Annotated in this window: 19 protein-coding genes; 11 read left to right on the top strand and 8 right to left on the bottom strand. The window is 66.1% G+C overall.

Annotation, left to right across the window (positions count from 1 at the left end; all coding sequences use genetic code 11):
- The first annotated feature begins 95 nt into the window (after positions 1–95).
- Positions 96–2252 (top strand): M3 family metallopeptidase, encoded by a 2157-nt coding sequence (locus J2Y54_RS11360; RefSeq protein WP_310039702.1) that lies wholly within the window; start codon positions 96–98, stop codon positions 2250–2252.
- A gap of 21 nt (positions 2253–2273) precedes the next feature.
- Here J2Y54_RS11360 and J2Y54_RS11365 read toward each other — a convergent pair whose 3' ends face one another.
- The 3 genes from J2Y54_RS11365 to J2Y54_RS11375 form a co-directional block, all read right to left on the bottom strand.
- A complete protein-coding gene (locus tag J2Y54_RS11365; protein ID WP_310039706.1) occupies positions 2274–2864 on the bottom strand; it encodes an urea carboxylase-associated family protein in 591 nt (196 codons plus the stop codon).
- Positions 2854–3549 carry a guanitoxin biosynthesis heme-dependent pre-guanitoxin N-hydroxylase GntA gene (gene gntA / locus J2Y54_RS11370; RefSeq protein WP_310039708.1) on the bottom strand — a complete coding sequence of 232 codons (696 nt, stop codon included), beginning with the start codon at positions 3547–3549 and terminating at the stop codon, positions 2854–2856. Before gntA ends, J2Y54_RS11365 begins: the two co-directional genes overlap by 11 nt.
- Positions 3550–3641: 92 nt before the next feature.
- Entirely contained in the window at positions 3642–4037 is a 396-nt protein-coding gene (locus J2Y54_RS11375; RefSeq protein WP_310039711.1) for a glycine zipper 2TM domain-containing protein, read from the bottom strand.
- 400 nt (positions 4038–4437) lie between these two features.
- On the opposite strand from J2Y54_RS11375, the gene J2Y54_RS11380 reads away from it, so the two are divergent.
- Positions 4438–5436, top strand: coding sequence for an esterase-like activity of phytase family protein (locus J2Y54_RS11380; RefSeq protein ID WP_310039714.1), 999 nt, complete (start codon positions 4438–4440; stop codon positions 5434–5436).
- 71 nt (positions 5437–5507) lie between these two features.
- Here the strand turns inward: J2Y54_RS11380 and rpmB are convergent, their stop codons facing one another.
- A complete protein-coding gene (rpmB, locus tag J2Y54_RS11385; protein WP_310039715.1) occupies positions 5508–5795 on the bottom strand; it encodes a 50S ribosomal protein L28 in 288 nt (95 codons plus the stop codon).
- 170 nt (positions 5796–5965) lie between these two features.
- Between rpmB and J2Y54_RS11390 the strand changes: the two genes are divergently transcribed.
- Together J2Y54_RS11390 and J2Y54_RS11395 are read left to right on the top strand one after the other, a co-directional pair.
- The gene (locus J2Y54_RS11390; protein WP_310039717.1) at positions 5966–6247 is read left to right on the top strand and encodes a hypothetical protein; all 282 of its coding nucleotides are present in this window, start codon (positions 5966–5968) and stop codon (positions 6245–6247) included.
- A gap of 59 nt (positions 6248–6306) precedes the next feature.
- Complete coding sequence (locus J2Y54_RS11395; RefSeq protein ID WP_310039718.1) at positions 6307–6756, top strand: nucleoside deaminase; 450 nt, start codon at positions 6307–6309, stop codon at positions 6754–6756.
- 36 nt (positions 6757–6792) lie between these two features.
- Here the strand turns inward: J2Y54_RS11395 and J2Y54_RS11400 are convergent, their stop codons facing one another.
- Entirely contained in the window at positions 6793–7473 is a 681-nt protein-coding gene (locus tag J2Y54_RS11400; RefSeq protein ID WP_310039719.1) for an OmpA family protein, read from the bottom strand.
- A 127-nt stretch (positions 7474–7600) separates the two neighbouring features.
- On the opposite strand from J2Y54_RS11400, the gene J2Y54_RS11405 reads away from it, so the two are divergent.
- Complete coding sequence (locus tag J2Y54_RS11405; protein ID WP_310039720.1) at positions 7601–8905, top strand: hemolysin family protein; 1305 nt, start codon at positions 7601–7603, stop codon at positions 8903–8905.
- A 37-nt stretch (positions 8906–8942) separates the two neighbouring features.
- On the opposite strand, the gene purD is transcribed toward J2Y54_RS11405, so the two are convergent.
- Entirely contained in the window at positions 8943–10211 is a 1269-nt protein-coding gene (purD, locus tag J2Y54_RS11410) for a phosphoribosylamine--glycine ligase (RefSeq protein WP_310039721.1), read from the bottom strand.
- Here purD and xseA point away from each other — a divergent pair.
- The 3 genes from xseA to J2Y54_RS11425 are packed head-to-tail and all read left to right on the top strand — an operon-like array spanning position 10210 to position 12690.
- Positions 10210–11589 carry an exodeoxyribonuclease VII large subunit gene (xseA, locus tag J2Y54_RS11415; protein WP_310039723.1) on the top strand — a complete coding sequence of 460 codons (1380 nt, stop codon included), beginning with the start codon at positions 10210–10212 and terminating at the stop codon, positions 11587–11589. The two genes, purD and xseA, sit on opposite strands and share 2 nt — an antisense overlap.
- A 31-nt stretch (positions 11590–11620) precedes the next feature.
- Positions 11621–11824: a DUF2093 domain-containing protein gene (locus tag J2Y54_RS11420; protein WP_405052911.1), complete on the top strand. Its 204-nt coding sequence runs from the start codon at positions 11621–11623 to the stop codon at positions 11822–11824.
- Positions 11821–12690: a M23 family metallopeptidase gene (locus tag J2Y54_RS11425; RefSeq protein WP_310039724.1), complete on the top strand. Its 870-nt coding sequence runs from the start codon at positions 11821–11823 to the stop codon at positions 12688–12690. The genes J2Y54_RS11420 and J2Y54_RS11425 overlap by 4 nt, the downstream gene beginning before the upstream one ends.
- A gap of 10 nt (positions 12691–12700) precedes the next feature.
- Here the strand turns inward: J2Y54_RS11425 and J2Y54_RS11430 are convergent, their stop codons facing one another.
- Entirely contained in the window at positions 12701–13225 is a 525-nt protein-coding gene (locus J2Y54_RS11430) for a hypothetical protein (protein ID WP_310039725.1), read from the bottom strand.
- A 242-nt stretch (positions 13226–13467) separates the two neighbouring features.
- Between J2Y54_RS11430 and J2Y54_RS11435 the strand changes: the two genes are divergently transcribed.
- Positions 13468–16470 carry a TonB-dependent receptor domain-containing protein gene (locus J2Y54_RS11435; RefSeq protein WP_310039727.1) on the top strand — a complete coding sequence of 1001 codons (3003 nt, stop codon included), beginning with the start codon at positions 13468–13470 and terminating at the stop codon, positions 16468–16470.
- A gap of 103 nt (positions 16471–16573) precedes the next feature.
- On the opposite strand, the gene J2Y54_RS11440 is transcribed toward J2Y54_RS11435, so the two are convergent.
- A complete protein-coding gene (locus tag J2Y54_RS11440; RefSeq protein ID WP_310039729.1) occupies positions 16574–17593 on the bottom strand; it encodes a hypothetical protein in 1020 nt (339 codons plus the stop codon).
- 129 nt (positions 17594–17722) lie between these two features.
- Between J2Y54_RS11440 and J2Y54_RS11445 the strand changes: the two genes are divergently transcribed.
- Both J2Y54_RS11445 and J2Y54_RS11450 read left to right on the top strand, forming a co-directional pair.
- Positions 17723–18880, top strand: a complete 1158-nt coding sequence (locus J2Y54_RS11445) for an aspartyl/asparaginyl beta-hydroxylase domain-containing protein (RefSeq protein ID WP_310039730.1) — start codon at positions 17723–17725, stop codon at positions 18878–18880.
- Positions 18881–18948: 68 nt separating this feature from the next.
- Complete coding sequence (locus J2Y54_RS11450; RefSeq protein ID WP_310039731.1) at positions 18949–19185, top strand: hypothetical protein; 237 nt, start codon at positions 18949–18951, stop codon at positions 19183–19185.
- The last annotated feature ends 4 nt before the right edge of the window (positions 19186–19189 follow it).

Raw genomic sequence — 19189 nt, forward strand, 5'->3', positions numbered from 1 at the left:
TTCCTATTTTGTTCTAACCGTTCGTCGAGTCAAGCTTGCCAATCGGCGATCGTGCCGTATCAATTGGCTATCACACCATCTCCCAGGGGAAGTTCATGAAGCCCGTATCCGGCGCGATTCTGCTCGCCACCGCCTCGCTCCTGTCGATCCTGCCCGCCGCTGCCCAGACCCCGGCGGCCAAGTCTGCGCCCGCCACCGTCGATGCGACGCCGATGCTCGCCCCGTGGCCCGGCCCGTTCGACGGGGTTCCGCAGTGGGACAAGGTGACCCCGGCGATGTTCCCGGCGGCGTTCGAAGCGGCGATGGCGGAAGCGCGCGCCGCCTTCATTAAGGTGCGCGACAACCCCGAGGCGCCGACCTTCGCCAACACGATCGAGGCACCGGCCAAGGCGACGACGTCGCTGTCGCGCGTCTTCCCGGTGTGGGGTGTCTATACCAGCAACCTCGCCAGCCCCGAGGTGCAGAAGATCGCGCGCGAATGGAGCCCGAAGCTGTCGGCCTTCTCGACCGAACTCAGCCTCGATCCCAAGATGTTCGCGCGCGTGAAGACGCTCTACGACAAGCGCCAGACGCTCGGCCTCAATGCCCAGCAGATGCGCCTGCTCGAGCGCACCTATCGCGATTACGTCACCTCGGGCGCGCTGCTGAACGAGGCGCAAAAGGCCGAGATCAAGCGCATCAACGGCGAATTGTCTGTCGCCTATACCGAATTCAGCCGCCGCGTGCTGGCGGATGAAGAAACCGCGATCATCATCGATAACGAGGCGGACCTCGCCGGCCTGCCCGACAGTTTCAAGGCGAGCCTGGCGGAAGAAGCCAAGGCGCGCGGGCAGGCTGGCAAATGGGCGGTCAAGAACACGCGCTCGTCGATGCAGCCCTTCCTGATGTACGCCACCAACCGTGCGCTGCGCGAGAAGGTCTATAACGCGTACATCAACCGCGGCGACAATGGCGGCGCCAACGATACCAACGCGATCATCGCCAACATCCTGAAGCTGCGGCAGGAACGCGCCAAGGTGCTCGGCTTCAAGACCCATGCGCATTACCGCATGGACGACACGATGGCGGAAACGCCGGAGAATGCGACCAAGCTGATGATGTCGGTCTGGCCCGCAGCGGTCGCGCGCGTGAAGCAGGAAGTCGCCGACATGCAGGCGCTGGCCGATGAGGAGGCGAAGGCGGGCAAGGGGCCCAAGATCAAGATCGAGGGCTGGGACTATCGCTACTATGCGGAAAAGGTCCGCAAGGCGAAATACGACCTCGATGAGAGCGAGGTGAAGCCGTATCTTGAACTCAACAACATGGTCAACGCCATGTTCTATGCCGCAGGGCGGCTCTACGACCTTGAGTTCAAGGAAAATACCGGCGCGATCCCGGTGTTCCAGGCCGATGTCCGCACGTTCGAAGTCAAGCGGTTGGGCAAGACGATCGGCGTCTTCTACCTCGACAATTTCGCGCGCGCGGGGAAGCGTTCGGGGGCGTGGGCGACCAGCTATCGCAGCCGTTCGGGGCTGCGCGGCGACGATATCGTGCTGGCGTCGAACAACAACAACTTCACCAAGGGCGGCAATGGCGAGCCGACGCTGATCAGCATCGACGACGCCTCGACCTTGTTCCACGAATTCGGCCACGCGCTGCACAGCCTGCTCGGCCAGGTCTATTATCCGGGCCTCGCCGGCACGCCGCGCGACTTTGTGGAATATCCCAGCCAGGTGAACGAAAACTGGCTGCTCACCCCCGACGTGCTCAACCGCTTCGCCAAGCACTACAAGACCGGCGAGGTGATTCCGGCGGCACTGGTGGAAAAGATCGAGAAGGCGTCGACGTTCAATCAGGGCTTCGACACGGTCGAGTATCTTTCATCCGCCATTGTGGACATGCAACTCCACAATCGCGAAACCCCGGTGACCGATCCCGACGCGTTCGAACGCGACACGCTCGCTTCTTTGGGTATGCCAAAGGAAATCGTGATGCGGCACCGCCTGCCGCAATTCAATCACCTCTTCTCTTCCGACGCCTATTCGGCGGGCTATTATTCCTACCTCTGGTCGGAAACGATGGACGCCGACACCTGGGCCGCGTTCGAGGAAAGCGGCAATGTCTGGGACAAGGGCGTGGCGGACAAATTCCGCACGATCCTGCTGGAAACCGGCAACGAAACCGACCGCAAGGAAGCGTACAAGGCCTTCCGCGGTCGCGACCCGGACGTCAACGCACTGTTCAAGCGCCGCGGCTTTCCGACTGGAAACTAAGGGGATTTGGGCGCTGCCGGGCTATTCCGGCAGCGTCACCTCCCAGTCGATCGGCTTGAACGACCCGTTGTTCGACTGCAGCGCCGAACAGGCGGTCAGTCCGATCACCAAATCCTCCATGGCCCGAAACACGATCCGGTCCCCGGCCTTGCTGAGCGGCGGATCGACGCGCAATTCGCCCGTTTCTCCATCAACCGGCACGTTCATGAAACAGTTGAACGCGGTCGGGATTGCATCCTCCTCGATCCCATAGGGCGCAAGCGCGGCGGCGAGGTTGCCAAAGCAACCGCGATGCGGATCGGTGTCGCCATAGATGATCCGAAACGTATCTTTCGAACACGGCGTCAGCAGAAAATCATGCCGCCCGACATCGTCCGCGACGATCTCCAGCAGCACGTTGCTGCGATTCGAATAGAGCTTGTCGCCCGTCGTCAGATAGATGCGGCTGGCATAATCCAGCGTCCGGCCGGACGAGATCACCTCGCCGACATCGCCTTTGCGATAGGCGAGCAGGTCGGCAACCTGTTCACCGGTCGGATCGGTGACGGTGAGCAAGGCGCCCTTGGGCAATTCGAATGCGACGCCTGAGCGCGGCTCGATCCTATGCGGCATCCTGGGCACCTCCGCGTCCGCGAAACGGGCAGCGCCATGCGAGGTCGACTGCCCGCCCGCTATATTGCCGGGCTTCCGAAACGGTGCCGTGCTGCGCCAGCATCGGATTGGGCGCGCCTGCCAGTGCGACATCGCGTGCGATGATCGAGTCGCGCAACTTCTCGTACCGCCCCTGCGCGCGCAGCTGTTCGAACTGGTCGTGCAGGTTGAACACCAGCGCCGGGCGCTCGAACCGGCGTGCGGGCCGGCTTGCCTGCGGGTGCAGGCCGACGACGAAAAACGCCTCTCCGCCGAAGCTGAGCGAGAAATGCGGGTCCTCCGGGTCATGGCTGACCCGCGGATCGGCTTGCTGCCCGAGCCATTCGTCCTTGTCGGTCAGCGACTGCAGCCGCGCCCACAGGTTCGCCTCGAATGTCGGCTCATCCAGCGCCCTGTCCTGCTCGAACAGCACGACGAGCGACTGGAACAGCTCCGGCTCGGCGCGATAGCTGGCGGCCAAGTCGTGCAGGTTGGGCAGAATGCGCAGATCGTCCCAGGCCGACCCGATATCCTTGCCGACGACGAAGCGCATGCGATCCCGGCTCAGCGCCGACTTCGCGCCGACGCATGGGAAATCGGGAGATTTGACGAACGCCCGAAAGCGCTCCGCCAGCGGATGTGCGGAATCATTACAGGGTCTCAGCATGTCCGCCCAACGCGCGAATAGCCAATTTGTTCAAATAGAAAGGGCCGGCCCCGTGAGGAGCCGGCCCTTATTCACACCATCACGCGACGGGATTAGCGGCGGCAATAGCCCGGGCGGTCGGCCCGATCGATTTCGCGGCCCGCCAGCGCGCCGACGACGCCGCCGAGCACGGTGCCGAGCGTCTTGTCGCCGCGTCCCGCCAGCGCATTGCCAGCCAGGCCGCCGGCGATCGCGCCGACGATAGTGCCGCCATCACCGTCGCGGCAGCGATCGGCAGTCCGGCCGCGATAGGTATAGCGACGGTCACCGCGCCGATAGTCGCGATACCGTTCGCGCTCATAGCCGCGACCATCGCGATAACCGCTGCGGTCATAATCGCGATAGTCGCGCGTTTCATACCGGCTCTGTGCGGCGGCTTGCGTCGCGGGGACCAGCGCCGTCCCGGTCATCGCCAGTGCCGCGCCGATCAGGGAAAGCTTCTTGAACATGTCAGTCTCCTTGGTCCGGATGTCAGATGCCGGGTCAGGGACTCGGCCAGTCGATAAGCGGGGTTTCGCACGGCGCCGCTGATAGGTTCCTGAACGGTCCGGTTAGGCGCGGTTCATCTCGACCGATGGAGTCTGACGGCAACGCTGCGCGTGCCAGTGCCACAATGGGGGAGGGGGCCGGTGCGCCCGGAGCGCCCAAGGGGGGAGTGCCAGCATCCCGATACGCTACACGGGAATTGTGGCAGGGCGTTCGGATCGCACCGGCATGTCGGGCAGGTCCGCACCAGGTGCGGATCAAGCTTGGCTGACGGTTAGATGAACGGGATTGAGCGCTGGCTGAACGGAATTGTTATGCAAGGTTCAGCTTTGCGGCGGGAATGCGGCGGCTATGAAGGATGCGATGCGTATTTTGTGGTCGGTCCTGCTGCTCCTGCTCTTGCTGCCCGATTGGTCGGGCGAGCCGCGCTTGCCGCTGTTACCCGCGGTCGGAACGGTAACCGCGTCGCCCGTTCCGCTCGATGCTGCCGCGCCCCAGCGTCGTCGCATCGGCGCCCTCACCTATCTTGGCGGCGTGCAGTTACGGGGTCCGCAGCCCGCATTCGGGGGCTTTTCCGCGCTGCGTGTGGAGGGCGATCGTTTCACGCTGCTCAGCGATGGCGGCAATGTCGTGCAGTTTTCGATGGGGAAGGACTGGGTCCCGCGCGCGGTGCGCTTTTCCGAACTGCCCGCTGGCCCGGGGCGGGGATGGCACAAGCGCGAGCGCGACAGCGAATCGATGACGCACGATCCTGCGACCGGCCAGGTGTGGATCGGCTTTGAACGTGCGAATCAGATCTGGCGCTATGCTCCGGGCCTGGCCCGCGCCGAGGCGCATGGCACGCCTGCGGCCATGGCCAACTGGCCCAGCAATGGCGGTGCCGAATCGCTGGTGCGTTTGCGCGACGGCGCTTTCCTGGTGCTGGCCGAGGATCGTCGCGGCCGGCGCCGCGGCACGGTGCGCGGCTGGGCCTTTGCCGGCGATCCGACGCAGGAGTCGCGCGCGCGCTTCGGCTTCAGCTACCGCCCGCCCGCCGGGTTCGAGCCGACCGACATGGTCGAGCTTCCCGACGGCCGGCTGGCCATTCTCAACCGACGCTTCCGGCCGCCCGTGCGCTTCAGTGCGGTGCTCACGCTTGTCCCGCGCAGCGCCATCCGGCCGGCGGCAATCGTGACCGGACAGGAAATTGCCCGATTCGACGGCACGGTCATCCGCGACAATTTCGAGGCACTGGCCGTCAGCCGTTCGGGCAGTGACACGATCCTGTGGATCGCGTCCGATGACAATCAATGGGGCCTGCAGCGCTCGCTGCTGCTCAAATTCCGCCTCGATGGGGTTCCGCGAAGCGACGATGGACGCTGATCGCGCCCAACGCGAAACGGCCCGCATCCCGGATCGGGAGCGGGCCGGTTCGAACCGTCACGCCGAGGCGATCAGGCTGCGGCGGTCGCCTTGACGATCTCGCGCTTCAGGCGGCGTGCACGCAGCGACAGCTTCGCATCGCTGGTCTTGAGCAGCCAGTTGTCCAGGCCGCCATTGTGCTCGACCGAGCGCAGGCCGTGCGTCGAGACGCGCAGGCGCACCGACCGCTCGAGCGACTCGGACATCAGCGTCACATTCTGCAGATTCGGCAGAAAGGTCCGCTTGGTCTTGTTATTGGCGTGGGAAACATTGTGTCCCACCTGCCGGCCCTTGCCGGTCAGCTCGCAAATGCGCGACATCGAATCGTTCCTAGGTTTCAGCCTGTCCGGCGGTGCCGGGAAAGAGCGGCCCGATAACGGGACAGGGCGGTTGCGTCAACCATGCATCGCCTTGTTTCGCCGGAGCCGTGCAACCCCTATGGTGAATGACGCGTTATTTCGCAAACGATTCGAATAGGGAGATCGGACCGATGCGTGGACTTCTGGCGATACTGGGCCTCGCGGCCGTCGCGATCGTGGTGTTGATGTCGCTTGGCATGCTGAGCATCCAGATGCAGCCGGGGGCATTCCCCACTGTAACATTCGAAGGCGGCAAGGCGCCGGGCATTGCCGCCGATGTCGGCGATGTCGGCATGGGCACCACCAACAAGACCATCCAGGTGCCGACGATCACCATGGAAAACAAGACGATCCAAGTCCCGACCGTCGAGGTCGAAAAGGCCGAGCCGACCCCCGCCGCAGCGGCAAAGTAAGCGCATGCCCCGCGTCGTCCCGGCTGGCGGGGCGGCGCGGGTTGGCGCATAGCGGTGCCATGTTTCCACTGCCCGAACCGATGCGCGTCGCACTCGACGCGGCGCGCGCTGCTGCCGAGACGAGCGAGGTGCCCGTCGGTGCGGTGGTGATGCAGGGCGCACGCGTGGTCGCGGTCGCGGCCAACGCGCCACGCACGTTGCACGACCCGACGGCGCATGCCGAAATACTGGCGATTCGTGCGGCTGCCAAGGCGCTGGAGCGCGACCGGCTCGAAGATTGCGACCTGTGGGTGACGTTGGAGCCGTGCGCGATGTGCGCGGGCGCGATTGCGCACGCGCGAATCGGCCGGCTCTATTATGCCGCCGCCGATCCCAAGGGTGGCGCGGTCGAACATGGTCCGCGTTTTTTCACTCAGCCGACCTGCCATCACCGTCCTGAAGTCTATTCGGGAATCGGTGAGGGCGAGGCCGCAACACTCCTGCGCGATTTTTTCGCCGCGCGGCGTTGATGTCCCTCTCCCCGCACGCGGAGGGAGGGACATGCATCAGCGCCGCATATCGCTTTCGCGAATCGGCACGATCTTGATCTCGACGCGGCGGTTCTGAGCGCGACCCTCGACCGTATCGTTCGACGCAATCGGCTGCGTCTCGCCATAGCCCAGCGTCTCGAGCCGGGCCGCCTCGACTCCGCGACCGACCAGATAATCGGCGACCGCGACTGCGCGGCGTTCCGACAGCCCCTGGTTATACGCGTCGGATCCGGTCGAATCGGTGTGGCCGTACACATCGACATAGGTCTGATTGTAGCGGTCGAGCACGTCGGCAACCTTGTCCAGCGTCGGACGGAACTGCGCCTGCACCGTCGCGCTGTCGGTGGCGAAGGTGATGCCCGACGGCATCGAGAGGATGAGGTCGTCGCCGCGCCGGATCACTTCCACATCGGTGCCGGCGGTCCGCTCGCGGATTTCACGCTCCTGCCGGTCCATATAGGCGCCGATCCCCGCGCCAGCGACAGCGCCGATGCCGGCGCCGACGATCTTCTCGGTCCGGTCGCGGCGCCCGCCGACAATGTCGCCGAGCAGATAGCCGCCGAGCGCGCCGCCGATCGCGCCGATGCCGGCCTTGGAAATGGTGCGGTCACCGGTCACCGGGTCGGTGACACAGGCGCCCGTCAGCGCCATTGCGGCGAGCGCTGGGATAAGGGGCCAATTGGCTGGAATACGCATCGATACCTCCTTGAAACTTGCGCGCGTCAAACGGATCGGACCCGAACCTTGTTCCGCCTGCGCACCGACACGGTGGTAATCTTCCGTTGTGAAACCGAGCTGAATAAGCCAAAGGGGGCGCAGGCCAATGGACCCGCTTCCCCCTTTTCCCTGGATCGACGTTGCGATTATCCTCGCGCTGGTCGCGCTTAACGGCGCCTTCGCCATGTCGGAGCTGGCGATCGTGTCGGCGCGCAAGGCGCGGCTCGATGCGCTGGTGCGCGCGGGCAAGCGCGGCGCGCAAACCGCGCTCGACCTCGCTGCCGACCCCGGCAAGTTTCTCTCGACCGTCCAGATCGGCATCACCCTGATCGGCATCGTCGCCGGCGCCTATTCGGGTGCCAGCCTCGGCACCCCGACCGCGGCACGGATCGCGGCGCTGGGCGTGGAGGCCGAACTGGCCGAGACGATCGGCTTTGCCATTGTCATCGCGCTGACCACCTATGCCTCGCTGATCGTCGGTGAGCTCGTGCCCAAGCAATTTGCGCTACGCTCGCCCGAGCCGATCGCGGTGCTGGTCGCCACGCCGATGCTGTGGCTGTCGCGGATCACCGCGCCGATCGTGTGGCTGCTCGACCGCAGCAGCGCGCTGGTATTCCGCCTGGTCGGCCTCAAACGCGAATCGGAAAATCGCGTCACTGCCGAAGAACTGCACATGCTTGTCGCCGAAGCCACGCATTCGGGCGTGATCGAAGAGCATGAGCGTTCGATCATCTCCGGTGTGGTGCGGCTGGCCGACCGACCGGTGCGTGAGGTGATGACCCCGCGCACCGATGTCGACTGGATCGACGCGAACATGGATGAAGCGGCGATCCGTACCGCGCTGGCCGCAACCCCGCACACGCGGCTGCCAGTGGCGGACGGGTCGGTCGATGCAGTCATCGGGGTGGTGCAGGCCCGCGATGTCGTTGCCGCCTTGATCGAGGGGCGTCCGCTCGACCTGCGCGCACTGGCCCAGCAGGCGCCGGTGCTGCCGGATCAGGTCGACGCGATGGACGCGCTGGGCGCGCTGCGCCGCGCGGCGGTTCCGATGGGCTTCGTTCACGACGAATATGGCCATTTCGAGGGGATTGTTACCCCGGCCAACCTGCTCGCCGCGATTGCCGGTGAGTTCGCGTCGGACGCCGACCCTGGCGATCACCCGGCGATTACGGTGCGCGACAACGGGTCGCTGCTCGTGTCGGGGCAGCTCGCGGCCGATGTGCTGGCCGAGCGGATCGGCATCGACCTGCCCGAGGACCGCGATTACGCGACCGTCGCAGGGCTCGCGCTCGCGGTGCTCAAGCGCCTTCCCGAGGAAGGGGAGAGCTTTGTCGAACAGGGCTGGCGCTTCGAAGTCGTCGACATGGACGGGCACAAGATCGACAAGCTGCTGGTCAGCGAGCAGGCCTGACGCGGTCCGCCCGCTGGCTGCGTCGACGTCCCGCTGTTCAGCCGCGTTCGCGGGCCACTTCGCGCCAGCCGATGTCGCGCCGGGCAAAACCGCTCGGGAAATCGATCGCGTCGACCGCGCGATAGGCCGCGGCCTGCGCGTCGGTCACCGAGGCGCCGGTTGCCGTAACGGTCAGCACGCGCCCGCCCGCTGCCAGCAGCTGCCCACCGTCGCGCCGGGTCCCCGCCTGGAACACCTTGGCCCCGGTCGCTTCCGCAGCCGCGATGCCCGCGATCGTGCCGCCACTCTCGGGGGTGCCGGGATAGCCGCGCGCGGCCATCACCACCGTCAGCGCGGTGTCGGCCGAGAAACGCGGCGCCGCGCGCCCGGCCAGCGCGCCAGCCTCGGTTGCCAGCATCAGCTCGAGCAGATCCTCTTCAAGTCGCATCATCAGCACCTGGCATTCGGGATCGCCGAACCGGGCATTATATTCGATCAGCTTCGGTCCGGTGCGGGTCAGCATCAACCCTGCATAGAGCACGCCCGAATAGGGCGTTCCGGCCTTGGCCATGCCGGCGATGGTCGGCTTGATGATCGTCTCGATCGCCTCTGCTTCCAGCGCGGGGGTGAGCACCGGAGCAGGGCTGTACGCCCCCATGCCGCCGGTATTGGGGCCGGTGTCGCCATCGCCGACGCGCTTGTGGTCCTGCGCCGACCCGATCGGGAGAAAATTCACGCCGTCGGTCAGGACAAACAGGCTCGCTTCCTCGCCGTCCAGAAACTCCTCGATCACCGCTTCGCCGCCCGGCTTTTCGAAGATCGCGGCGACCGCGGCCTGTGCTTCCTCCTCACTCATCGCGACGGTCACGCCCTTGCCTGCGGCCAGGCCATCGGCCTTGATCACCACCGGGCGCCCGAAATCGCGCGCCAGCACCGCGCGGGCGGTGTCGAGGTCGCTGACCCGGACATAGCCGGCGGTCGGAATATTCTCGCGTGCGCACAGATCCTTGGTGAAGCCCTTCGACCCTTCGAGCTGGGCGGCGGCCTGGGACGGGCCGAACACGGGCAGGCCGGCGGCACGCAGGCTGTCGCTCAGGCCATCGACCAACGGCGCCTCAGGACCGACCACGACAAAGCCGATCGCGTGGGCGCGGCAGAAGTCGATCACCGCCGCGTGATCGGTCAGCGGTACATCGTGGCAGGTTGCATGTTCGGCGATTCCGGGGTTGCCGGGGATCGCATGCAGGCTATCGAGCCTGGGCGATTGCGCGAGCTTCCAGGCCAGCGCATGTTCGCGGCCACCCGACCCAAGCAACAGGACGTTCATGTCAGACCCCTTCGACGATAGCGATATGCCGCGGCTCGTAGCCGAGGGGCGGGAAGGGGACAATGACGCGCCGCTCAGCATCGGCGAATTGTCGCACCGGCTGAAGCGGATGGTCGAAGGCGAATTCGGCCATGTCCGGCTGCGCGGCGAAATTTCGGGCTTCAAGCGCGCGGCGTCGGGCCATGTCTATCTGGCGCTGAAGGATGCCGACGCGGTGATCGACGGCGTGATGTGGCGCGGCGCTGCCGACCGCCTGCCGTTCCGCCCGCAGGACGGGATCGAGGTGGTCGCGACCGGCAAGCTCACCATCTACCCCGGCCGCTCCAAATATCAGATCGTGATCGAGCGGATGGAACTGGCCGGCGAGGGCGCCCTGATGGCGCTGTTCGAGCGGCTCAAGGCGCAGCTGGCGGGTGAGGGCCTGTTCGATGTCGCCCGCAAGCAGCCTCTGCCGTTTGCGCCGCGCGTGATCGGCGTCGTCACTTCGCCCACTGGTGCCGTGATCCGCGACATCCTGCACCGCCTCGCCGATCGCTTCCCGACCCGCGTGCTCGTCTGGCCGGTCAAGGTCCAAGGCGATGGCGCGGCGGCAGAGGTCGCGGCGGCGGTGCGCGGGTTCGACACCATGCCCGAAAACGGCCCGGTGCCGCGCCCGGACCTGGTCATTGTCGCGCGCGGCGGCGGCTCGATCGAGGATTTGTGGGCGTTCAACGAGGAGCCGGTGGTGCGCGCAGTTGCGGCCTGCCGCATTCCGATCATCTCGGCCGTGGGGCATGAAACCGACACCACCTTGTGCGATTTCGCCGCGGACGTGCGTGCCCCGACCCCGACGGCGGCTGCCGAGATGGCGGTGCCGGTGCGCGCGGACCTGTCCCACCATGTCGCGACGCTGGCGCTGCGCACCGAACGCTGTGCGCGGCGCTATCATGAGCGCGGCGCTGAACGCTTGCAGGCGCTGGTGCGCGTCCTCCCGCGCCGCGATGCGCTGCTCGGGCCGCAGCGGCAAAAGGCCGATGACCTCGCTGCCCGGCTCGATCGCGGGCTGGAGCGGCGCGTGACGGTGGCGCGCGGGGTGCTCGACCGCGCCGGCGGCGCGCTGCGTCCGGCGGTGCTGGAGCGCAAGCTGGAGGGGCTGCGCCACCGGCTCGAGGGTGCGGGCAAGCTGCTCGACGCGGTCAATCCCGACAATCTGTTGCAGCGCGGCTATGTCCGGGTCGGTGCCAAGGCGAGCGGCAAGGTGATCGCCAGCGCGGCTGACGCTCGCGCCGCCGGCGCGCTGCTGCTGCATTTCCGCGACGGCACGGTCGAGGCGCGGGTTGAGCGGGGCGGGGGCAAGGCCTATGCTGGAGACCAGCCCGAACAACCGGGCCTGTTCTGATCCGGTTCCGAAGCAAAGAGTGAGCGTAGCCATGCTGATGTCGTCCAACACCTCCCGCCCGGCGCGGCTGCACTATATGGCGAATGGCTTTCGCGTGCTCACCTCGGGCGATCATGTCGTATGCGCGTCGAGCGGGGCGAAGATCCCGCTTGATGCACTGCGCTACTGGAGCGTTGCGCACCAGGAGGCCTATGCCTCGGCCGAGATTGCGACGGAGGCCATGGCGGGACGATGACTCCTGCCGGCAAATGGATCGCGGCAGCGGTGCTCGCGGTGCTGGGCGCGGGTGGCGCCGCATCGCTGGCGCTCGCATATCAGGCGGCGCCCCAGCGCAACCAGTTCCGCTTCGACGGGCCGATGATCCAGGGCGGTGCGGTGCTCGGCACGGCGCCGGCGCTGACCAGCCGCCTGACGCTTGACGGACAGGCCGTGGCGATGGCCGCCGACGGGCGGTTCCTGATCGCGTTCGATCGCGATGCCCAGCCGGTGGCCGAACTCGTCGCGACCCGCGTGGATGGCAGCGTGGTCCGTCAGCGCCTGTCGGTTCAGCCCCGCGCCTGGCGGATCGAGCGGCTCGACCGCTTGCCGCGCTTTGCCCAGCCGAGCGCAGAGTTTCAGCGGCGACGCCCCGCGGAACTGGCCCAGATCAATGTGGCCCGCACGAAGTCCCACGATGTGCATGGGTGGCGTCAGGATTTCCTGTGGCCGGTCACGGGCCGGATTTCCGGCCTGTTCGGATCGCAGCGCATCTACAAGGGTGAGCCCGGCGCCTATCATTCCGGGGTCGATGTCGCACGCCCGAGCGGAACGCCGATCATCGCGCCCGCCGATGGCGTCGTGATCCTCGCCGCGCAACAGGACTTCACGCTGGAAGGCAAGCTGCTGATGCTGGATCACGGCATGGGGCTGAACAGCGCGTTCCTGCATTTGTCGCGGATCGATGTGAAGGTCGGGGATGTGGTGCGGCGCGGCCAGCGGATCGGCGCGATCGGCACCACCGGCCGTTCGACCGGCCCGCACCTCCACTGGGGGATGAAATGGGGGGCGGCACGCATTGACCCGCTGCTCATCGCCGGGGCGATGCCGGTAGTGGCGGACTAGCAGGCCCGGATCACTCGACGCGCATCATCCGGACCGACCGCGCGCCGTTGAGCGAACCGAGGAAGCTGCCCATTGCCGCGCGCTTGATCACCAGCGTGTCGCCCGAGCGCGGGCCGCGCAGGCGAAAATCCTCAAGCGTCGTCCAGGTCGAGCCATCGTCCAGCTTGATGCTCCAGCGCGCATAGTCGGTGCGCCGCGCCGACGTCACCTTGGCGGTGATCGATTGGACCGCCTCGCCTTCGTCCACGCCATCGCCGAACAGCTTGATCTGCGGCAAAGCGATGCCGAACAGCCGCCGGCGGGTTTGCTTGACCGTTTCCTTGCTCATCACGATCAACTCGCGTCGGTCGCGCGCGGACTGCAGTGCGGCTGCTGCCTTGTCATAGCAGGCGAGCCGGGCGGTGGTGTCGGCGACGCTGCGGCATGCGGCGATATCGTCGACCAGGGCGGACGATCCGTCGCCCTGTGCCTGCTGCGCCAACGCCGGTCCGGCAAGCCCGATGCCGATAGTCAGAAGGGCCAGGGCGCGCATCATGTCGGTTCTCCTCGCGTAATTATGTAACGCGCGACGCGGGGTGGCGCATCATCAAATGCGCGTGGTGCGCTGCAGCATGACCGAATGTGTCGGATATGTCACAGTGGTTACGAAACAAAGACAGTTGCGTGATTGCGCATTGCCGCGCGGGATCGGCGGGATTTAGACATCACGCTAGCGCCGGAGTCCGTCCGGCCAAGCATGCAATGGCCATTCCGGTCAGACTTAGGGGGTTTGAACGTATGCAATCCACTTTCCGCACGCGCCTGATGGCGTCGACGCTGCTGATCGGCGTGTCGATGGCGGCGTCGCCTGCCTTCGCGCAGGACGAAGCCGCACCTGCCGACAGCCAGGAGGTCGTCATCACCGGCACCCTGATCAAGAACCCCAATCTTGAGCAGGCCACCCCGGTCGCCGTGATCGGCGCCGACGAAATCGATCTGCAGCAGGCAAACGTCGCCGAAGAGCTGCTGCGCGAGCTGCCGGGTGTCACCCCGTCGATCGGCTCCGCGGTCAACAACGGCAACGGCGGCGCTTCGTTCGTCAACCTGCGCAACCTCGGTTCGAACCGTAACGTCGTGCTGCTGGACGGTGTGCGTCTCGCGCCGGCCGAACTCAATGGCCGCTTCGACCTCAACAACGTTCCGCTCGCGCTGATCGAGCGCGTTGACGTGCTGACCGGCGGCGCGTCGACCACCTATGGTGCGGACGCCGTGTCGGGCGTGGTCAACTTCATCACCCGCCGCAATTTCTCGGGCATCGAAGCCAACATCTCGAACCAGATCACCGAGGAAGGCGACGGCCACACGCTGCGTGCCGACGTCACGATCGGTGCCAATTTCGACGACGGCCGCGGCAACGCCGTGTTCAGCGTCGGCTATCAGGAATCCGATGCGGTCTATCAGGGCGCCCGCGACTCCGGCATCAACGCACTGAGCTCGACCTCGGGCGGCGGTGGCGGCTCGGGTACCGCGGTTCCGTCGCGCTTCTCGCTGCCGGGCCTCGGCACCAGGCAGATCAACGCCGCCGGCACCGCGTTCAACCCGACGACCGCATTCACCGCGTTCAACTTCAACCCGTACAACGTCTATCAGACCCCGTTCGAGCGCTACAACATGTACGGCGCAGCGAACTACGAGGTCAGCGACGCGGTTGAAGTCTATACCCGCGGCATCTTCTCGAAGAACACGGTCGAAACGATCATCGCTCCGTCGGGTTCGTTCGGTATCGCGGTTGCGATTCCGCTGAACAACCCGTTCCTCACCTCGTCGATCCGCGACACCTTCTGCTCGGCGAACGGCATCGATGCGGCGACCTGTCTTGCGGCTTCGAACCCGGCGCTGCGTCCGGGCGATGCTGCCTATCGCACGGTCACCAGCTCGCTGTTCCGGCGTGCGACCGAAGTGGGTCCGCGTATCAGCGAATATAGCACGACCTATTTCGACTATCGCCTCGGCATGCGCGGCGGCATCACCGACTCGATCGACTGGAACGTGTTCGGCAGCTACGGCGAGTCGGAGAATCTCCAGCAGATCAAGGGTTACACGCTCAACTCGCGCGTCCGTGACAGCTTCCTCGCGGCAAACACCACGAGCTGCTTCTCGGGCACCGCAGCGGGCTGCGTTCCGATCAACTGGTTCGGTCCGGAAAACAACAGCAGCTGGACGGCGGATGCGGTTGACTTCCTGAACGAAGTTTCGACCGTTCGCACCAAGGTCTCGCTGGCTCAGGCACATGCCATGGTCAGCGGTGACTTCGGCGTCGCGAGCCCGTTCGGATCGGACCCGATCGCCTTCGCGGTCGGCGGCGAGTTCCGTGAATACACCGCATCGCAGGCATCGGACACGCTTGCGGCCGGTGGTGATCTGGGTGGCGCCGGCGGCGCGGCTCCGAACATCAATGGCGGCTACAACGTCTATGAAGCGATCGGCGAACTCATCCTCCCGCTCGTTCAGGACCGTCCGTTCTTCCAGAACCTAACCATCGAAGGCGGCATCCGTTATTCGTCCTATTCGGTCGATGCACCGGGCAACCCGTCCTACAACACCACCACCTGGAAGGTGGCGGGTAGCTGGAGCCCGATCGAGGACATCAAGTTCCGCGGCAACTACGCCCGCGCGGTCCGCGCCCCGAACATCGCCGAGCTGTTCTCGCCGGTGAATACGGGCCTGACCAACCTGACCGATGACCCCTGCGCCACGTTCAACGACGCGGGTGCACGGATCCGGCCGAACCCGACCGGTGAACTGCGCGCGATCTGCCTTGCGCAGGGTGCAACCACGGGCAACATCGACTCGATCGCCCAGCCGATCGCCGGTCAGGCGAACTCGACCGGCGGTGGTAACCTCAACCTGCAGCCCGAGGTCGGCAAGACCTGGACGGTCGGCGCGATCCTGACGCCGAGCTTCCTGCCGAACTTCTCGCTGTCGGTCGATTACTACAACATCGAGATCACCGGCGCGATCACCTCGCCCACCCCGGGCGATGCGATCACCGCGTGCTTCGGCAGCAACCCGCTGAGCCCGCCGACCGGCGCCGCCGGAACCGCGGCGTGCACCTCGATCCGCCGCGATCCGCTGACGGCCGGCCTCAACGGCGACCCGAACACGACCCCGGGTCTGTTCCTGTCGACGTCGAACCTCGGCATGCTGAAGACCAGCGGTATCGACGTCCGCGTCGACTATTCGCAGGATGTGGGCTTCGCCAAGCTGAGCCTGGCGGGCGCGCTGAACTGGCTCGAGCAGTCGAAGTTCCAGGCGGTCCCGGGCGGCTTCATCCGCGACTGCGTCGGCTATTATTCGTCGAACTGCGGCCAGCCGATCCCCGAATGGACCTGGTCGGTCCGCAGCACGCTGGCGTTCGACATGTTCGACGTCTCGCTGCTGTGGCGCCATATCGGCGGAACCGTGTATGAAGGCCAGGCTCCGGACTTCGCCGCGCGTGGCTTCGCGCCGACGACCCGCAACCTGTTCAGCGGTTCGCTGCCGGCAAGCGCCGGCACGCTGGCCGGGACCCAGGCGAACTTCAACCGCATCTCGGCGGCTGATTATTTCGACCTGACCACGCGGGTGAATGTGAGCGACAACCTGACCTTCACGGTCGGCGTCCAGAACCTGTTCGACAAGAAGCCGCCGCTGGTCGGTGGTGAAGCGGGTTCGACCTCGTTCAACAGCGGCAACACCTTCCCGTCGACCTATGACGCGGTTGGCCGTCGCTACGTCGCTGCGGCCAAAATCCGGTTCTGATCCGGACAGCACGTCAAAATTCGGGGGTGGGCAGCAATGCCCGCCCCCTTTTTTTGTACGCCGAAGTCAGTGCCGCACGGCCGGGCGAACCTTTGGCAAGTGGTCAGATGAGGGGGGCGGGGAGGTCGAAGGAGACGCCCACCCGCTCGGCGACCGCCCGGGCCCAGTCATGGACCTTTGCGATTTCGTCGCCATGCGCGGCATCGGCCCGGGCGCGCTCGCGTTCGCGCTCCTCTGGCGAAAAGGCGGTGCCGGACTTGCTGTGCCGGCCCAAGGCGCCATTCGCCGCGACTGCGTCGGCAAGTCCCGATGTCGCCGGTACGAAGCCGGCTTCTCCCAGTGCCTGCACCGTTCGCGCAGGATCGGCCATCAACCGTTCCGCCGAAAGGGTGAATAGCCGGCCGGGATGGCTGGCCGCGAGGGCTGCGAAGACGCGATGCTGTGCCAGCCACCCGACCGCCGCGACCTGCAGGTCGCTCATCCGGAAATAGTCCGCTGCATCGAAGCCCAGGTCGACCAGCCCGTCGCGCAGGAACCCTTCCAGCAGCTCGCGGACCCAGAGCCGGCACCACAGGCCCTTGCGCGCGACCGACGCCAGAAAATCCGGCAGCGGCGCATAAAGCAGCAGCGCCCGTGCCTCCGGCCTCAGCGCCAGCATTGGCGCCATTAACCCGGTGAGGATGTTGGACGGCTTGATCACGACCGTCTCGCCTGGTCCCCAGCGCCGCGCGAGCAGCAGCATGGCGTCGTCCAGCAACCGGGCGATTTCCGGCCCCGGCATTTCGCCGCGCCGCCGGATCCCGGTGACGTCGTTGAGCAGGACCGGCTCGGACAAGGCCATGGCGCGACCCGGCAGGTGCAGCGCGCGGGCGAGCATCGTGGACCCGCAAAAGGCCGAATGGAACAGGAAGTGGACGGGTGCGGCAACGGCACGCGCGCCAGCGACCGCGACCGCGCGGGGCACGATCTGTTGCGGTTGCGCGCCGACCAGTTCGTCGGTCAGGAATGGCCCGGCCGCGTGCAGGCTGCGCGGCACATGGCGGTACAGGATACGGTCGCTCGACCGGTCGTAGCGATGGGCTAGCCAAATGGGATCGGCTGGGTCGAACGAGGTGCTGGACATGATCGCCAGACTAGGGCCGAATCGTTCCCAGCGCGAGCTGTTGCCGATGCGAACGCCGGAAAATCGAATGCGTCAATTCGGGCAATCCCGTCGCTTTCAACGTTCGATCCTACCCATTACGGTTTCGCAATGGAATCGCCCTCTCAACAGGCCAATGCACAGGGACTGGCCGCGCTTCGCGCGGGCAATGCGGCGCTCGCCGCCACCCATTTCACCGCTGCGATCAACGCGGACCCCGGTGCGGGCAGCCTGCATCGCAACCTGGCACATGCCCATCGGTTGTGCGGTGACGATGCCGGGGAGCGTGCCGCGCTCGAAGGGGCGCTGACCTGTGATCAGCGCGACATGCAGGCGCTGATCCGACTTGCCCAGCTTCACGAGCGCCGGAACGAGCGACGCGATGCGCTGCATCGGTGGAGTGCGGTGGTGCAACTGGGTGCACAGATTGCCGCGCCGTCGCCCGATCTGGTCGCGTTGCTTGACCATGCCGCTGCCTATTGCGCGGCGCAGACCGAGGGCCTGGCGCGCCAGGTTGCGGCTGACATTCGGCCGGAGCTGGACAAGGTCGATCCGACCTCCCGCCGACGGGCCACCGCATTTCTGGACCATGCGCTGGGGCGTCGCGCGATCTATCGCAATGAATGTGCGGGCATCCATTATCCGTTCTTGCCGGCGGACGAGTTTTTCGACGCGCATCACTTCCCGTGGTTCGCGGCGCTTGCGGCGGAAACCGATGCGATCCGCGCCGAACTGCGCGCATTGCTTGCAGATCCCGGGGATGCGTTGCGCCCCTATGTCCGGATGGAGGATGGTACCCCGGAAAGCCGGTGGGACTCGCTCAATCACAATCTGGCATGGGGGGCGTGTTTTCTGTGGGAATATGGTGCGCCGAACCAACCGGTGCTGGACCGGTGCCCGCGTACTGCAGCCGCGTTGTCGGCGTTGCCGGGCGCGCGTATTCCCGGGCGGGCACCGAGCGCTTTCTTCTCGATCCTGCGACCACGGACGCGGATACCGCCGCATACCGGCGTCACCAACAGCCGGGCGATCATCCATCTTCCGTTGATCGTCCCGCCGGGATGCGGGTTCCGAGTCGGCGGCGAAACGCGCGCGTGGGTCGAGGGCGAGCCGTTCGCGTTTGACGACACGATCGAGCATGAGGCCTGGAACGACAGCGACGCACTGCGCGCGATCCTCATCTTCGATGTATGGAACCCACACCTGACCGATGCGGAGCGCGCAGTCATTGCGGACTATTGTGCGATCGCCGACCGCGCGATCGACTGATGCTGCACTGCACCCTTGCCAGTCATTTCGGGTATGCTAGCATCCTGCTGAATTGAAAGGGAGTTACCATGTCGATTGCTTTGTTGATTGCAGCAGCGTTCCAGGCAACGACGCCGGCGCCGTCGACCGCTGCACCGGATCCCAATGAAAAGCTGTGCAAGCGTATCGACGTGACCGGGTCGCTCGCGCGCAAGGAGCGGGTGTGCAAGACGCGCGCGGAATGGACCCGGCTTGCCGACGCCGGCAATTCGGTTGCCCGCGCGATCGTGGAGCATGGCACCGGGCGGCCCGCCGGCGGCCCGTAATTGC

Source organism: Sphingomonas sp. BE123 (genome assembly GCF_031456015.1).
Classification (GTDB): domain Bacteria; phylum Pseudomonadota; class Alphaproteobacteria; order Sphingomonadales; family Sphingomonadaceae; genus Sphingomonas.

Coding starts and splice junctions, on each gene's coding strand:
- rpmB (WP_310039715.1), bottom strand. CDS start 5,795: ATGTCGCGCATTTGCGAGCTGACCGGCAAGGGCCGGCAGGTGGGACAC.
- J2Y54_RS11375 (WP_310039711.1), bottom strand. CDS start 4,037: ATGTTCAAGAAGCTTTCCCTGATCGGCGCGGCACTGGCGATGACCGGG.
- J2Y54_RS11450 (WP_310039731.1), top strand. CDS start 18,949: ATGTCGATTGCTTTGTTGATTGCAGCAGCGTTCCAGGCAACGACGCCG.
- J2Y54_RS11390 (WP_310039717.1), top strand. CDS start 5,966: ATGCGTGGACTTCTGGCGATACTGGGCCTCGCGGCCGTCGCGATCGTG.
- J2Y54_RS11365 (WP_310039706.1), bottom strand. CDS start 2,864: ATGCCGCATAGGATCGAGCCGCGCTCAGGCGTCGCATTCGAATTGCCC.
- J2Y54_RS11360 (WP_310039702.1), top strand. CDS start 96: ATGAAGCCCGTATCCGGCGCGATTCTGCTCGCCACCGCCTCGCTCCTG.
- J2Y54_RS11395 (WP_310039718.1), top strand. CDS start 6,307: ATGTTTCCACTGCCCGAACCGATGCGCGTCGCACTCGACGCGGCGCGC.
- purD (WP_310039721.1), bottom strand. CDS start 10,211: ATGAACGTCCTGTTGCTTGGGTCGGGTGGCCGCGAACATGCGCTGGCC.
- J2Y54_RS11425 (WP_310039724.1), top strand. CDS start 11,821: ATGACTCCTGCCGGCAAATGGATCGCGGCAGCGGTGCTCGCGGTGCTG.
- J2Y54_RS11405 (WP_310039720.1), top strand. CDS start 7,601: ATGGACCCGCTTCCCCCTTTTCCCTGGATCGACGTTGCGATTATCCTC.
- J2Y54_RS11420 (WP_405052911.1), top strand. CDS start 11,621: ATGCTGATGTCGTCCAACACCTCCCGCCCGGCGCGGCTGCACTATATG.
- J2Y54_RS11445 (WP_310039730.1), top strand. CDS start 17,723: ATGGAATCGCCCTCTCAACAGGCCAATGCACAGGGACTGGCCGCGCTT.
- J2Y54_RS11380 (WP_310039714.1), top strand. CDS start 4,438: ATGCGTATTTTGTGGTCGGTCCTGCTGCTCCTGCTCTTGCTGCCCGAT.
- gntA (WP_310039708.1), bottom strand. CDS start 3,549: ATGCTGAGACCCTGTAATGATTCCGCACATCCGCTGGCGGAGCGCTTT.
- xseA (WP_310039723.1), top strand. CDS start 10,210: ATGTCAGACCCCTTCGACGATAGCGATATGCCGCGGCTCGTAGCCGAG.
- J2Y54_RS11440 (WP_310039729.1), bottom strand. CDS start 17,593: ATGTCCAGCACCTCGTTCGACCCAGCCGATCCCATTTGGCTAGCCCAT.
- J2Y54_RS11435 (WP_310039727.1), top strand. CDS start 13,468: ATGCAATCCACTTTCCGCACGCGCCTGATGGCGTCGACGCTGCTGATC.
- J2Y54_RS11400 (WP_310039719.1), bottom strand. CDS start 7,473: ATGCGTATTCCAGCCAATTGGCCCCTTATCCCAGCGCTCGCCGCAATG.
- J2Y54_RS11430 (WP_310039725.1), bottom strand. CDS start 13,225: ATGATGCGCGCCCTGGCCCTTCTGACTATCGGCATCGGGCTTGCCGGA.